The sequence below is a fragment of the Methylobacterium ajmalii genome (assembly GCF_036448855.1).
Taxonomy (GTDB): domain Bacteria; phylum Pseudomonadota; class Alphaproteobacteria; order Rhizobiales; family Beijerinckiaceae; genus Methylobacterium; species Methylobacterium ajmalii.
Map to the genome: position 1 here is coordinate 19,697 of NZ_JAZFXT010000068.1, position 14,651 is coordinate 34,347.

A 14,651-nucleotide genomic window follows, 5' to 3' on the forward strand; every position below is an offset into this window, starting at 1 on the left:
TCCGAGTCGTCACCCAAACGGAAAGGGCCGGGCGTCGCCGCCCGGCCCTTTCCCGTAGCCGGTCGCGGGCCCACGGGCCCGCGACGCCGACCGAATCCTCGGCCCGGGCCCTTACTTGGCCGGGGTCGCCGCCGCCGCCGGGGCGCCGCCCTTCTGCTCGAGCTGCTTGCGCATCTCCTCGGAGCGCTTCTCGAGCTCGGCCTGGAGCTTCTTCTGCTGCTCCTCGAGCACCTTCGGGTCGATCGGGGCGCCGTCGAAGGCCTTGCCGAAGCCGGCCAGCGGCACCGCGAAGGTGACCTCGCGCTGCATCTGGTTCTGCACGCTGACGTTCAGGGTGGTGCCCTTCTTCATCGCGGCGACGACGTCGTCCTTCAGGCCCGGGGCCTCGGCGAAGCAGCCGTTCGGGAAGCAGACGGCGTAGCGGCCGGGGGTCGGCTGGCCGTTGTCGACGGTGAAGCGGATGCCGGGCTGCAGCAGCAGGCCGAGCGGCATCAGGAAGCGCACCACCTTCGAGCCCTGCGGGCCCTTCATGTCGTAGACCGCGACGGCCAGCACCGCCTGGCCCTGGTCGGAGACGAAGTCGCGGGTGGTGTAGCAGACCTCGTTGCCGCTGCCCTGGTCCTTGCCGCAGACCTTGGTCCAGTCGGCCTGGGACGGCTCGGCCTTCACCTGCACGACCATCGGGCCGGTCTGCTGCTGGCCCTGCGCGGCCGGCGCCGCGGGAGCGGGGGCGGCCGGCGCCGGGGCGGCGGGCTTCTTGGGCTGGGCGAGCGCCGGGGCGGTCGCGAGACCGAGCCCGAGGCCGGCCAGGGCGAAAGCGGTGGCGACCTGGTGCGGGCGCGCGGGACGATTCGCGAAGAACATCAGGAGTGGACCCCTCAAGCGGCAGAAAGCCGAACGGCAAGAACGTCGGTGGCCGATGGCGCGCGGACCCGCGGGACGGGTGCGCCGGCGGCAGCGGAGCGCGACCGCAGGGCTCCGCCCGGCCTCCGGGGCGCCTGCTTTCCCCCGGATTGAGGCGAAGGCAAGGCCTGCCGGCTGCCGGCCGAGGGCCCCTTAGCCGATACGGCCGCCGACCGCGAGGGGGCCGGGCGGCTTAAAGCACCCTTAACCATGCCGCGGCAGGATGCCCGGTGGGCTCAAGGGGCGGGCGGGGTGACGGCGGTGGCGGCTCTGGCGATGATGAGACGAGACGACGCGTCGTTCCTCGGCGCCGCGGAGCCCGAGATGCCCGCCGCGATGCCCGTGCCCGCCTCCGCGCCGATGGGGCTGTGCGCGCTCCTCGCCGCCGTCGCCGACCGGCACCCCGCCCGCATCGCCTTCGTCGACCAGGCGAGCAAGCCGGATTGGTGCGGCCGTCCCGCCATCGCCTGGACCTTCGCGGCCGCCCGCGAGATCGTCGCGCGCCTCGCCGAAGGGCTACAGCAGCTCCGGCTGCCGCCGCGGAGCCCCGTCGGCCTGTGCATGGCCGGCATGGCCGAGGCGCATCTCGCCTTCCTGGCGATCGAGCAGGCCGGCCACGTCCCCTGCCTGCTGCCGGTCACCTGGGACGAGGACCGCCTGCTCCAGGCCGTCGAGTCGGCCCAGATCCTCGCCATCCTGACCCAGGGCGTGCTTGGGGCCGAGCGACCCGCCGAGACGATGTGCCGGGTCGCGATGCGCTATTTCCCGCTGCGCTTCGTCGCCGCCTTCGGCCCGCACGTCCCGGACGGCGTCCTGAGCCTCGACCAGGTCGTCCTCGACCACCGGGGCGACGCCGCCGCCCTCGGCACCGCGTCGGCCGCCGGCCTCGTGACCTTCGCACTGCCGGGCGCTCCCCCGGCCGGGCCCGCCGGCCCGCCGCCCGAGCCCGCGGGCGCCCCCGTGGCGGTGCGCCGCGAGGCCGAGGCGCTGACCGCCGCCGCCGCCGGCTGCCTGGCGCCGATGCGGGTCGAGCCGGGCGACCGGATCCTCAGCCTCGTGCCGCCGAGCGACCTCAAGGGCCTCGCCACCGGGCTCGCCGCCGCGCTGCTCGCCGGCGCCACCCTCGAATGCCACCCGGTCTTCGAGGCCGGCACCCTCTCGGCCGCCCTCGACCAGCCGGTGCCGACCCACCTCGTCGCCCCGGCCTGGATGGAGGCGGGCTTCGCCCGCACCACCGTGGCGGGCCGCCTGCGCACCCTGGCCTACGTCCACCGGGCGCCCTGCCGCCTCAGCGGCCGCCTGCCGGGCCGGGCCGGCGTCGTCGACATCCTGGCCTTCGACGAGACCGCGCTCCTGTGCGGCCGGCGCGACGCCCAGGATGTCGGCCTCGTCCTGGCGGCCCCCGAGAGGGCCGCGATGGCGCCCGAGAGGGCCGCGCTGGCCCCGGAGCGGGCCGCCCTGGCGCCCGAGCGCGTCGCCCCGATCCCCGACAGGACCGCCGACCGGGCCGGGCTGATCCAGCTCCGCCGTGATCCGGACGGCCGCCTGAGCTTCCGGGGCGCGGCCTGCACCGCCCGGATGTTGCATCGCGGTATCACGCGGGAGGAAAATCAGGACGGGTGGATGCCCTCCCGCTTCCGGCCATCGCTCTTCGCCGGCGTCGCCACCGCGGTCGCGGAGGTCTGATCCGGCGCCGGCAAAATTCCGGCCCCGCGCCGAGGCCGAGAAAGTCGATTGTCTGCAGATAGTTGGCGGGTGATCCGGGGCGCCCGTCCGGGCCCGGGGCGCCGTCCGGCGGCCGCCCGGACGGTGAACCTTTGTCGGCTCACGGCGTTACTGCCCCGGTGCCTTCACGAAAGGCGCGCGATCGGCTAACGCTTGAACATGGGTGCGCTGCAAAAAGTTCTCGTCGTGGACGATGGCCACCGCGCCGTCGACCGGGCCCTCTCCGCGGAGCTGGCCGAGCTGGGCTATGCCAGCGTCACCGCCTCACTCGAGGCGGCGGACGATGTCCTGGCGATGATGCCGAACCCCGCGGCCGTGCTGCTGCACGTCCCGCGCCGCGACACCGGCGGCACCTTCCGCCTCCAGTCCGAGCGCCTGCGCGAGCGGCTTCGCGGTGCCGGCGTCCCGGTGATCGAGGTCGACGCCGCCGGCCAGCAGACCGGCGCCCCGATCGACCTGCAGAGCCGCATCGGCACGCGGGTGCTAAACGAGCCGGAATTCTGATTTTTCACACTCCCGCGTTGCCGCGACTGGGGCCGCCCCGTAGGGTCATGACCTAGGGTCAAGGCGGGGTGGGATTCCATGTTCAGGCAGGCGCCGCTGCTCGTGCTCGCAGGCATCGCGGCGTCCGGCTGCGCGCCGGCACTCGGGACCTATGCTTCGTACGCCGTTGGCTCCCTCGCCCGGCCCCCGACCGAGATGCGGGTCGCGATTCCGGGCCTGGGCGAGCGCATCGTTTACACGGCGATGATCGGGGACGGCAGCGGCCGCGACGGCACGCTGATTCTGCTCGGCGGCTCGGGCTGCCTCTCCCAGTCCTGGTTCGTGCGCGAATGGTTCGAGGACATGCCGGGCAACTGGCGCGTCGTCGGCCTTGAGAAGCGCGGGGTGCTCCCGCGCGACACCGGCGTCGCGGGCTGCTCCGACGCCTATCGCCGTCACACCGACTATCCGACGCTCGCCGCCGACGCGACCGCCTTCACCCGCTGGGCTGTCGCCGGCGCGGCGGCGGCGCCCCGCCGGGTCCTGATCGGCGTGTCGGAGGGTGGCGCCGTCGCCCCGCCAGTGGCCGCGCGGGTGCCGGGCCTGACCCATCTCGTGGTGGTCGGCGCGGGCGCGATCCCAGGCCGGGAGAGCATGCGGCTGATCGCCGACGCCCAGGGCTGGGATGACGCCGACGCCGCCCTCGCCCGTATCCAGGCGGCCCCCGACGACACCGCCCACATCTGGCGCGGCCACACCCATCGTTACTGGGCCTCCTGGCTGCGCATCGATGCCGGCCCCGCCCTCGCCGCGCTCGCGATCCCGATCCTGATGGCGCACGGCACGGCGGATCGCAGCGTGCCGGTCGCCGCGGCGGTCGAGGGCCGTGAGCGCCTCCTCGCGCGCAACCCGCGGGCGCGGCTCACCCTCGACCTGGTCGAGGGCGGCGACCACGCGCTGCGGGCGCCCGACGGCGGGCGCGGCGCCTTCCTGCGACGCCTCGACGGCTGGCTGCGCGGGCCGGCCGGTCCCGCTTGATTCCTCGCCCGCCCCCTTATCCCGCCTGCAGCAGCTTCACCGCCGCGTCGCGCTCGAACAGGTAGAGCAGCGCCCGCAGGGCCTGGCCGCGCTCGGACTTCAGCCCCGGATCGCGCTCGACGACGAGCTTGGCGTCGTCGCGGGCGGCCACGATCAGGTCGCCGTCGACCTCCGGCCGGGCCAGCCGGAAGGCGGCCAGCCCCGACTGGCGGGTGCCCAGCACCTCGCCCTCCCCGCGCAGGCGCAGGTCCTCCTCGGCGATCCGGAAACCGTCCTCGGTCTCGCGCATCATCTCGAGGCGCGCTCGCGCCACCTGGCCGAGCGGCCCCTTGAACAGCAGCAGGCAGGTCGAGGCGCCCGAGCCCCGCCCGACCCGGCCGCGCAGCTGGTGCAGCTGCGCCAGCCCGAAGCGCTCGGCGTGCTCGATCACCATCACGGTGGCCGCCGGCACGTCCACGCCCACCTCCACCACCGTGGTCGAGACCAGGATCTTGGTGTCGCCGGCGACGAAGCGCTCCATCGCCTCGTCCTTGTCCTTGCCGGCCATCTTGCCGTGGACGAGGCCGACCGCCTCGCCGAAGCGCTCGCGCAGGGCCGAGAACCGCTCCTCGGCGGCGGCGAGGTCGACGTATTCGGATTCGGCGACGAGCGGGCAGATCCAGTAGACCCGGTCGCCCTTGGCGAGCGCCCGCTCCAGCCCCAGCGTCACCTCCTCGAGGCGGTCGGTCGAGACCAGCACGGTCTTGATCGGCTGGCGCCCGGCCGGTTTCTCGTCGAGGACCGAGACCTCCATGTCGCCGAAGCAGGTCAGCGCGAGCGTGCGGGGGATCGGGGTCGCGGTCATCACCAGCACGTCCACCGCCGCGCCCTTGGCGCCGAGCGCCAGGCGCTGGTGCACGCCGAAGCGGTGCTGCTCGTCCACCACCGCGAGGCCGAGATCGTGGAACGCCACGTCGTCCTGGAACAGGGCGTGGGTGCCGACGACGACGTGGATCGAGCCGTCGGCGAGGCCGGCGAGCGTCGCGCGCCGTTCCGCCGCCCGGTCGCGGCCGGTGAGCAGCGCCAGCCTCAAACCCGCGGTCTCGACCAGCGGCCGCAGGCGCTCGGCGTGCTGGCGGGCCAGGATCTCGGTCGGCGCCATCATGGCCGCCTGGCGGCCGGCCTCGATCGCGGACGCCATGGCGAGCAGTGCCACCGCGGTCTTGCCCGAGCCGACATCGCCCTGCAGCAGGCGCAGCATGCGCCGGTCCGAGCCCATGTCGCCGCGGATCTCGGCGAGCGCGCGGGTTTGCGCGCCGGTGAGCCCGAACGGCAGGGCGGCCTCGATCCGCCGCGACAGGACACCGTCGCCGACATTGGTGCGGCCGGGCGGGCGGTGCATCCGGCTGCGCACCAGCGCCAGGGCGAGCTGCGAGGCCAGAAGCTCGTCGTAGGCGAGGCGCCGGCGCGCCGGGGTCTTGAGGTCCTCCTCGGTCTCGGCGGCCTCCGCCGGGCGGTGCTCGGTGCGCAGCGCATCGGCGAAGGCCGGCCAGCCCTGGCGGTCGAGGAAGGCGCGGTCCTGCCACTCGGGCAGGACGGGGAGCCGGTCGAGGGCCGAGACCGCGAGCTTGCCGATCGCCCGCGAGGTCAGGCCCTCGGTGGCGCCGTAGATCGGCTCCACCGCCGGCAGGTCGGCCAGGCCCTTCTCGTCGAGGATGCGGGAGGGGTGGACCATCTGGCGAAAGCCGTCCCACAGCTCGATCCGGCCCGATACGTAGCGGTGGCTGCCGAGCGGCAGCATCTTCTCGATGCGGGCGCGCGGCAGGTTGAAGAACACCAGGGTGATGTCGCCGGTCTGGTCCTCGACCAGCACCCGGAACGGCTTTCGGCCCGCCGTCTGCGGCGGGCGGTGGGCCACCACCGTGACCCCGAGCGTCACCGGCTCGCCGGGCGGCGCCTCGGCGATCGAGCCGCGCAGCTGCCGGGCGATGCCGCGCTGGGGCAGGTGGAACAGGAGGTCGACCACCCGGGCCGGGCGCTCCGGCGTGCCGACGAGCTTGTCGATCAGCACGGCGACCTTGGGACCGGCCCCCGGCAACACGGTCGCGGGGGCGAACAGGGGATCGAGCAGGGAGGGACGCAGCGACATCGGGGCGGGAGCGGAGGGAGGTCGGGGCTCTATACACCACGGCGGCGCGGCTGCGGGACGCTGCGTGTCGCATCGCGTGCTTCGCGCCCCATATGGGCGGGGAAGGGTTTCGCACCCGCGCCCCGGACGGTAAAGCCGTCCGGAAAAGCCCGAGGACTTGTCTCGCGATGACCGGCACCACCCGCACCAGCGCCGACCTCGATCCGCGCCGCCGCCGCACCCTCTACCGCTCCTGGCACCGGGGCACCCGGGAGATGGACCTGATCATGGGCCGCTTCGCGGATGCCGAGATCGGGACCCTCACGGAGGAGGAACTCGACGATTTCGAGCTCCTGATCGAGGTGCCCGACCGCGACCTGTTCCGCTGGATCACCGACGAGGCCGAGGCGCCGTCGAACTACGACACCGCGGTCTATCGCCGGATGAAGGCGTTCCACCAGCACGGGGCGCCGGTGGATCTGTGAGGCGGCTCTGACTAGCGAGAGGTTTCAAGGTGAGGCGCGGGGCAACCCTCCCCCCCTCCGCGGAGGAGGGTTCAAGTCCCGCGCCTTTGTCTGAAGCATTGATCGATCCAACGACCCGCAGTTGATGCCCCTTGCCCGCCCGCACGCCTGAAAAGACCCGCTGAAGACCCGATGGCCAAGCCCGCCCCCAAGCCCCCCGCCCCGCCCGCGCCGGTCAAGAAGCCCGCGGCCGCCCGTTTCGCCCTGCCGAAATCCGCGGCGCTGACCAAGGCCGTGGAGGCGCTGAAGGCCGGCGACAGCGCGACGCTGGCGCGGGTGCCGGACGGGTTCGACGCCCTGGTGGTGGCCGACCTCGCCCGGGCCCTGTCGCAGGTCTCCGAGGGGCCGGCGGTCCTGGTCCACGTCGCGCGCGACGGCACCCGCTCTGCGGCCTTCGCCAGCGCGCTCGCCTTCGTGGCGCCCGAGATCGAGGTGATGAGCGTCCCGGCCTGGGACTGCCAGCCCTACGACCGGATCTCGCCCAACGCGGCCATCGCGGCGCAGCGGATGACTGCTCTGTCGCGGCTTTCCCGCACCCGTTCCTCGGCCGAGAAGCCGCGCATCCTCACCACCACGGTCAACGCCCTGGTGCAAAGGGTGCCGCCGAAATCCCGCATCGCCGTCGAGACCTTCTCGGCCGCCCCCGGCAACGCGCTCGATACCGACCAGATCGTCGCCTGGCTCGAGGCCAACGGCTTCCTGCGCACCGGCACCGTGCGCGACACCGGCGAGTACGCGGTGCGCGGCGGCATCATCGACCTGTCGCCGCCAGGACTGCCGAACCCGGTCCGCCTCGACTTCTTCGGCGACACCCTCGAATCGATCCGCGCCTTCGATCCCGAGACCCAGCGCACCATCGGGCAGCTGCGCTCCCTCGACCTCGTGCCGATGAGCGAGGTGCAGCTCACCACCGAGACGATCCGGCGCTTCCGCCAGGGCTACGTCACGACCTTCGGCGCCGCCACCCGCGACGACCGGCTCTACGAGACGATCAGCGAGGGCCGGCGCTATGCCGGCCTCGAGCACTGGATGCCGCTGTTCTACGACCACCTCGACACGCTGTTCGACTACGTCGCCGGCGTGCCCCTCATCCTCGACCACCAGGTCGACGACGCGGTGGCCGAGCGCCTGTCCCAGGTGCAGGAATACTACGACGCCCGCTGCGAGGCCCTGAAGGAGCGCCAGAGCGGCACCGCGCCCTACAAGCCCCTGAAACCCGACGCGCTCTACCTCTCGCCGAACGAGTGGGCGAAGCGCATCGAGGGCGCGACCGTCGCTCGGCTTGCCCCCTTCGACGTGCCGGAGGTCTCCGGCCGCAAGCTCATCGACGGCGAGGGCGTGCCCGGCCGCAGCTTCGCGCCCGAGCGGGCGCAGGAGGGCGTCAACGTCTTCGACGCGGCGGTGACCCACATCCGCGAGTTGCAAGGCACGGGCCATCACGTCGTCCTGGCGGCGTGGTCGGAGGGTTCGCGCGATCGGCTCTGCGGCGTGCTGACCGAGCACGGCCTGCCCAAGCCCAAGACCATCACGCGGCTCTCCGACATCCTGGCGATGAAGCGCGGCCAGGATCTCGGCGTCGCGGTCTGGGGCCTGGAGAGCGGCTTCTCGGCGGGCCAGCTCGCCGTGGTGGCCGAGGGCGACATCCTCGGCGACCGGCTGGTGCGGCCCAAGCGCAAGGCCAAGCGCCCCCAGGACGTGATCCTGGAGGTGCAGGCGCTGGCGCCCGGCGACCTCGTGGTCCATGCCGATCACGGCATCGGGCGGTTCGTCGGCCTCAAGACCGTGACGGCGGCGGGCGCGCCGCACGATTGCCTGGAGATCCAGTATAGCGGCGGCCTGCTGCTGCTGCCGGTCGAGAACATCGAGCTCCTGACCCGCTACGGCTCGGAGGATGCCGACGTCGCCCTCGACAAGCTCGGCGGCGGGGCCTGGCAGGCGCGCAAGGCCAAGCTCAAGCGCCGGATCATGGAGATGGCCGGCGCCCTCATCAAGGTCGCGGCCGAGCGCTTCCTGAAATCGGCGCCCAAGATGGCCCCGCCCGAGGGCACCTACGGCGAGTTCGCCGCCCGCTTCCCCTACGAGGAGACCGAGGACCAGGAGGCGGCGATCGCCGCGACGCTCGGCGACCTCACCTCGGGCCGGCCGATGGACCGGCTGGTCTGCGGCGACGTCGGCTTCGGCAAGACCGAGGTGGCGTTGCGCGCCGCCTTCGTCACCGCGCTCTCGGGCAAGCAGGTCGCCGTGGTGGTGCCGACCACGCTTCTCGCGCGCCAGCACGCCCGCACCTTCGAGGCCCGGTTCAAGGGCCTGCCGGTCAACGTCGCGCAGGCCTCGCGCTTCGTCAGCAACGCCGAATTGAAGAAGGTCCGCGAGGGCCTGGCCGACGGCTCGGTCGACATCGTGGTCGGCACCCATGCGCTGCTCGCCAAGAACATCGCCTTCAAGGATCTCGGCCTCATCATCATCGACGAGGAGCAGCATTTCGGCGTCTCCCACAAGGAGCGGCTGAAGGCGCTGAAGGCGGAGGTCCACGTCCTGACGCTCTCCGCCACGCCGATCCCCCGCACGCTGCAGCTCGCCATGACGGGGGTGCGCGAACTCTCCATCATCGCGACGCCGCCGGTCGACCGGCTGGCCGTGCGCACCTTCGTGATGCCGTTCGACCCGCTCTCGATCCGCGAGGCGCTGTTGCGCGAGCGCTACCGCGGCGGCCAGGCCTTCTACGTCGTGCCGCGCATCGAGCACCTGGAGGAGGTCAAGCGCTTCCTCGACCGCGAGGTGCCCGAGGCCAAGGTGGCGGTGGCCCACGGCCAGATGGCGGCGGGCCAGCTCGAGGACGTGATGACGGCCTTCTACGAGGGCCAGTACGACATCCTGCTCGCCACCACGATCGTCGAATCGGGCCTCGACATCCCGACCGCCAACACCTTGATCGTCCACCGCGCCGACATGTTCGGCCTCGCCCAGCTCTACCAGCTGCGCGGCCGCGTCGGCCGCTCCAAGGCCCGGGCCTACGCGCTGTTCACCACCCCCGAGGGCAAGCCCCTGACGGTGCAGGCGGAACGGCGCTTGAGCGTTCTGCAATCCCTCGACACGCTCGGCGCCGGCTTCCAGCTCGCCAGCCACGACCTCGACATCCGCGGCGCCGGCAACCTGCTCGGCGACGAGCAGTCCGGCCACGTCAAGGAGGTCGGCTACGAGCTCTACCAGCAGATGCTGGAGAGCGCGGTCGCGGCGCTCAAATCCGGCAACGCGCTGCCGACCGACGAGCAATGGTCGCCGACCATCGCGCTCGGCGCCCCCGTCACGATGCCGGAGGAGTACGTCGCGGACCTCTCGGTGCGGCTCGGCCTCTACCGCCGCCTCGCGACGCTGGAGAACGACCGCGAGCTCGAGAGCTTCGGCGCCGAGCTGATCGACCGCTTCGGCCCGCTGCCGCCGGAGGTGGAAGAGCTCCTGAAGATCGTGACGATCAAGATCCTGTGCCGCCAGACCAACGTCGAGAAGGTCGAGGCCGGCCCGAAGGGCATCGTCATGCACTTCCGCGACCGCTCCTTCGCCAACCCGGCCAAGCTCGCCGGCTACATCGCCGACCAGCGCTCCTTCGCCAAGGTGCGGCCGGACATGAGCGTGGTGTTCATCCGCGATCTGGCGACGGTGGCGGAGCGGCTGAAGGAGACGACCGCGATCTTGCGGGACCTGGTGAAGCTGATCACGCGGAAGAAGGCGGCGTGAGGGGGCAGGGGACGGCTTCGACCCGTCCCCCTTGCCCCGAGCGGCTGTCGCGACAGCGGAAGGGGACCCGGAAGAGGGAAAGTCTTGTAAGGAGCAATTATGCCCCCGGCCTCGGTGCGGCAGGGCAGGATCGCTCGACCCCTACCGCCCCGCCCCCGGCGGCATCTTCACGATCTTGCCGTCCGGCAAAATAATGTCGCCCGGGCTCTGTCCCGCCTCGCAGGGGCCGAGATAGGTGGCGTCGATCGCCATCTTGCGCCGGACGGGCTCCTTCATGCCGGGGATGCCGGTGAGCGTCGTGTCGACGTCGAGATGGATCTTGCTGGCGAAGTCGCCGGTGATCACGCTGGTGCCGGAGGCCGAGATTGCCCCCATCTTGCACTCGGTCTCGCCGGTGTAACCGGCGCTCGTCTTGGTGAAGACGCGCTTGGCGCATTGCCCGGCCCCGAGCGCGCCCTGCGCCAGCTGGTCGGTCTTCTCGTCGATGCACTGGCGCGCCGTCGTGCTGCCCTCCGCCGAGACGGTCTTGCTCTCCCACAGGCCGGCCTTGCGCGTCGGCAGGGTCTCGGCGGCGGCCAGCGTGCTCGCCGCGACGAGGGTGAGTCCGACGAGTCCGCCACCGATCACACGCATGGGCATGGAGCCTCCCTGGGTTTCGCGCGGCCGTCCGGGCCGCATCGGCGCGGAGGACTAGCCCAGGTGGCCTAGGCGCTCAAGGCCGGGCCGGGCCGGCCCTCGGGGGAGCCGGCGGGATCGCCGGCCCCTTCACCCGGTCACGCACCATGCGCCACCGCGGTCCGCAGGCCCGAGAACCCGATCAGCTTGCGCGCCTCCTCGTCCCACAGGGCGAGCCCGAGGCAGCGCAGGCTGTCGCGGAGCGTCAGGCGGCCGACCTCGCCCAGCGTCGCGTGGCCGTCGAGGCATTCCTGGAGGCGGTAGTTCGGGATGCGGCTGTTGACGTGGTGGACGTGGTGCAGGCCGACATTGCCGGTGAACCATTGCAGCACCCGCGGCAGGACGTAGTACGAGCTGCCGCCGAGCGCCGCGCGGTGGAAGTCCCAGGATTCGGGGCCCTCCCAGACCGTCTCCTCGTACTGATGCTGGACGTAGAACAGCCAGCCGCCGATCCAGGCGGCGACGCTGACGACCGGCAGCAGCACCCACAAAACCGGCCCGATCCCGCCGGTGGCGAGGGCGAGCAGCCCGACGAGCCCGGCGAGCGCGAGGTCGAGGCCGAGCACGTCCCGCCACGCGGTGCGCCACGGCAGGCCGACGCCGGAGGGAAACCGCTGCAGGACCAGGAAGTTGAGCGGCGAGCCGAGGACGATCAGGATGAACGGGTTGCGGTAGAGGCGGTAGCGCAGCCGCTGCCAGCGCGACAGGGCGAGGTATTCGCGCACGGTCAGCGTGTGGATGTCGCCGGTGCCGCGGCGGCTGAGGTCGCCGGTCGAGGCGTGGTGGAGGGCATGCGCCCGCTTCCAGCTGTCGTAGGGCGTCACCGTCAGGAGGCTCAAGACCCGCCCGAGCCCGTCATTGGCCGCGCGCGAGGGCAGGAACGAGCCGTGCCCGCAATCGTGCTGGATGATGAACAGCCGCACCAGCAGGCCGCCGGCCGGCACGGCGAGCGGCAGCGCCCAGAGCGCGTGGCCGGCGGCGGCCGCCCACAGCATCAGCGCGCAGACGGCGAGGTAGGGCAGCAGGGTGTTGGCGACCTGCCGCACGGCGAGCCGTGGGACGGGGTCGCGGTAGGCCGCGCAATGGCGGGCGACCTCGCGGGCGAGGGCCGCGACGTCGGGCCGAGAGGTCCCGTCCCCGGCCCGGCTGGACGCGGCGGGGTGCGAAGTATCGTCGGTCACGGGAGGGAGGCGATCCTGTCTGTCGAGCGGGCGGTCGCGGGCGACCCCGACCGGGTGGAGGCCGGGGGGCGGAGATCCGCCGGCGCCGGCCGAAAGGCAGTTTCTCGGAGGACGAGCCCGGATCCGTCCGACCCACGGTCGGGGCTCGTGATGCGAAGGCCGGCCGGATCGTCGCCCCGGCCGGCACCTGTAGCACTCTTCGCGCCGGCCGGGAGGGCGGTCGGCCCGCGGCACGATCGCGTCCCTCGCCGGGCGGTGCCGTTACGGCGCGTCCTCCCGCGCCGCCGCGCTCATCCGGTCGGCATCCTCCCGCAGCAGCAGCCGCTCGGCGACGAGGGTGTCGGCCGCCTGCGCCACCGCCGCCGCGTAGGCCGCCTTGTCCGGGTAGCGCTCCTCGAGCGAGGGCCGCGGATCGCCGCTCGCCTCCCGCTCCGCCCGGGTGCGGGCGAGCGCGAATTCGCTGCCGTCCCGGTCGCAGAGCACGCCGGTCGGGTAGGGGTCGGCGTAGAGGTTCCAGCCGGTGTAGGTCGCGCGGGGCGCGGCCAAGGCGGGGAGCCGGATGCCCGCGACCTCGTGCCCGTCGGCATCGACCCGCGGGACCAGCGGCCGGTATTGCGGCCCGGCTTCGGGGCGGGGATCGAGGTAGGTCGAGAACCGCGCGATCGCGTTGCCGGCGCCCGGGACCGGCACGCCCGGGATGTAGGGAAAGCCGATCGCCTCCGGCGCGACCAGGGTGCCGTCCGCGACCCGCGGCACCCGGCTCTCGGGCGGGGCCCGGCCGGTGGCGACCCACTCCTCCAGGGCGACGAGGAGCGCCCGGAGCGCCGGGCCGGAGCTGAGCGTGCTGCGCGGGTTCAGGCAGGCGCCCCTGGCGTTGGTCTGGTGGGCGCGGCCGTTGTGGAAGCCGCTCGCGATCAGGTAGGCGCGGGTCTTGTCGGGCAGCGCCACGTCGGCGCGCCCGAGGGGATCGGTGGTGAGCAGCGAGGCGCCCTTCTGCCAGTACTCGGTGCTGGTGTTGACCTCGATCAGCAGCGGGTCCGAGGCGTCGCCGCGCAGGAGCGATCCCCGCCGGCCGGTGACCGGGTCGTGCTGCGCGGCGGCCGAGAACGGGAAGGCGTTCTCGGGGTAGAGGTGGTCCTCGTGCTGGGTGTTGGTGCGCGAGGGCTGGGCGAAGCGGGCGTTGAGGAAGATCCCGCCCGCTCCGGCGATGTGGGCCAGCACCCCGTCGAAGACCCGCCGGCCGCTCTCGTCGCGATTGAAGCCCTGGTGGATAAAGTCGCGCAGGTAGCGTCCGCTCTGCGAGATGCCGAGCGCGACGGTGTGGCGGATCGTGCCCGCCTCGGTCCCGGTGCGCAGATGCGCCACCACGTCCCGCACGGCGGCAAAGCCGATGCCCTGCACCTTCGGGCCGGTGGTGCGGTAGGTGAGCTGGTAGATCGTGCCCGGGCCGGGCCTGGTGCCCTTGGGCAGCAGCTCGACCTGGCGCGGGCCGGCGAGGCGCCAGGCCCGGGGCGGCACCGGCCGGGCGGCGTCGGGCTCGCGGCGCTTCACGGTGAGCCGGGGGGCGTCGTCCGGATCGGGAACGACGTCCTGCGTCGCCTCGAAGGCGAGGAAGAACGGCGCCTCCGGCGGGCCGCGGGTGGCGCTCACCAGTTCGTCGCGCACCCATTCGGTGATCGGCCGGCCGTTGCGGGTCGCCACCGGCAGGTCGATCGCCATGCCGCCCTGCTGGCGCAGGGCGTTCGCCTCCCAGCCGGCCCAGACCAGGGTGTCGCCGCGGCGCAGGGACAGGCCGGTGCCGGCATCCGCCGCGCTGCGCGGATCGTTGATCGCCGTCAGCCCGGCGGCCGGCCTGGCGTCCATGATCCAGTTGAACAGGAACTTGCGGCCGCGGTTCGGCACCTCGAACAGCAGGGTGCCGCTGCCGCGGGCCGGGTCCTTTGGGCGCAGCAGGAACAGGTCGGTCGCGTACTCGACCATCCCGGCCGCGTTGCGGGGCGCCAGCACGAGGTCGACGATGCCGGTATTGGCCGGATCGGCCGGGTCGAGCTCGCCCCGGGCGGTGCCGACGACGCGCTCGTAGGCCCCCGCCTCGCCCCAGGCGGCACCCTCGGCGAAGGGCTCGATCGCCGTGACCTCGATCGCCGTGATGCGCGCCTCGGCCGGCGCCGCCATCACGAGGCCGCCGAGGGACCAGCCGAGCGCCCCGGCCAGAATCCGCGTGGTCCGCATCCCATCCCCCCGTTTCCGGCCTGTTGCTCCGGCCGATGACGACAGGGA

General features: G+C 73.1%; 10 protein-coding genes. 5 read left to right on the forward strand and 5 right to left on the reverse strand.

Going from position 1 to position 14,651, the window contains the following annotated elements; all coding sequences use genetic code 11:
- Window positions 1–111 precede the first annotated feature (111 nt).
- Window positions 112–864, reverse strand: a complete 753-nt coding sequence (locus V3T34_RS27640; protein WP_060847820.1) for an invasion associated locus B family protein — start codon at window positions 862–864, stop codon at window positions 112–114.
- Between the two features lie 363 nt (window positions 865–1,227).
- Here V3T34_RS27640 and V3T34_RS27645 point away from each other — a divergent pair, with 363 nt between their 5' ends.
- From V3T34_RS27645 to V3T34_RS27655, 3 genes are all read left to right on the forward strand, one after another.
- Window positions 1,228–2,589, forward strand: a complete 1,362-nt coding sequence (locus V3T34_RS27645) for an AMP-binding protein (protein ID WP_305077686.1) — start codon at window positions 1,228–1,230, stop codon at window positions 2,587–2,589.
- Window positions 2,590–2,787: 198 nt separating this feature from the next.
- Window positions 2,788–3,132 carry a type 1 periplasmic-binding domain-containing protein gene (locus V3T34_RS27650; RefSeq protein WP_060847822.1) on the forward strand — a complete coding sequence of 115 codons (345 nt, stop codon included), beginning with the start codon at window positions 2,788–2,790 and terminating at the stop codon, window positions 3,130–3,132.
- A gap of 78 nt (window positions 3,133–3,210) precedes the next feature.
- Window positions 3,211–4,149 carry an alpha/beta fold hydrolase gene (locus V3T34_RS27655; RefSeq protein ID WP_305077687.1) on the forward strand — a complete coding sequence of 313 codons (939 nt, stop codon included), beginning with the start codon at window positions 3,211–3,213 and terminating at the stop codon, window positions 4,147–4,149.
- Between the two features lie 16 nt (window positions 4,150–4,165).
- Here V3T34_RS27655 and recG read toward each other — a convergent pair whose 3' ends face one another.
- Window positions 4,166–6,277 (reverse strand): ATP-dependent DNA helicase RecG, encoded by a 2,112-nt coding sequence (recG, locus tag V3T34_RS27660; RefSeq protein ID WP_305077688.1) that lies wholly within the window; start codon window positions 6,275–6,277, stop codon window positions 4,166–4,168.
- A gap of 167 nt (window positions 6,278–6,444) precedes the next feature.
- Between recG and V3T34_RS27665 the strand changes: the two genes are divergently transcribed.
- The gene (locus V3T34_RS27665; RefSeq protein WP_060847824.1) at window positions 6,445–6,741 is read left to right on the forward strand and encodes an FAD assembly factor SdhE; all 297 of its coding nucleotides are present in this window, start codon (window positions 6,445–6,447) and stop codon (window positions 6,739–6,741) included.
- Between the two features lie 171 nt (window positions 6,742–6,912).
- Window positions 6,913–10,515, forward strand: coding sequence for a transcription-repair coupling factor (gene mfd / locus V3T34_RS27670; protein ID WP_305077689.1), 3,603 nt, complete (start codon window positions 6,913–6,915; stop codon window positions 10,513–10,515).
- A gap of 141 nt (window positions 10,516–10,656) precedes the next feature.
- Here mfd and V3T34_RS27675 read toward each other — a convergent pair whose 3' ends face one another.
- From V3T34_RS27675 to V3T34_RS27685, 3 genes are all read right to left on the reverse strand, one after another.
- Window positions 10,657–11,154 carry a DUF3617 domain-containing protein gene (locus V3T34_RS27675; protein ID WP_305077690.1) on the reverse strand — a complete coding sequence of 166 codons (498 nt, stop codon included), beginning with the start codon at window positions 11,152–11,154 and terminating at the stop codon, window positions 10,657–10,659.
- A gap of 134 nt (window positions 11,155–11,288) precedes the next feature.
- Entirely contained in the window at window positions 11,289–12,371 is a 1,083-nt protein-coding gene (locus tag V3T34_RS27680) for a fatty acid desaturase (protein ID WP_305077691.1), read from the reverse strand.
- Window positions 12,372–12,632: 261 nt separating this feature from the next.
- Window positions 12,633–14,603, reverse strand: coding sequence for an alpha/beta hydrolase domain-containing protein (locus V3T34_RS27685; protein WP_305077692.1), 1,971 nt, complete (start codon window positions 14,601–14,603; stop codon window positions 12,633–12,635).
- Window positions 14,604–14,651: the final 48 nt, after the last annotated feature.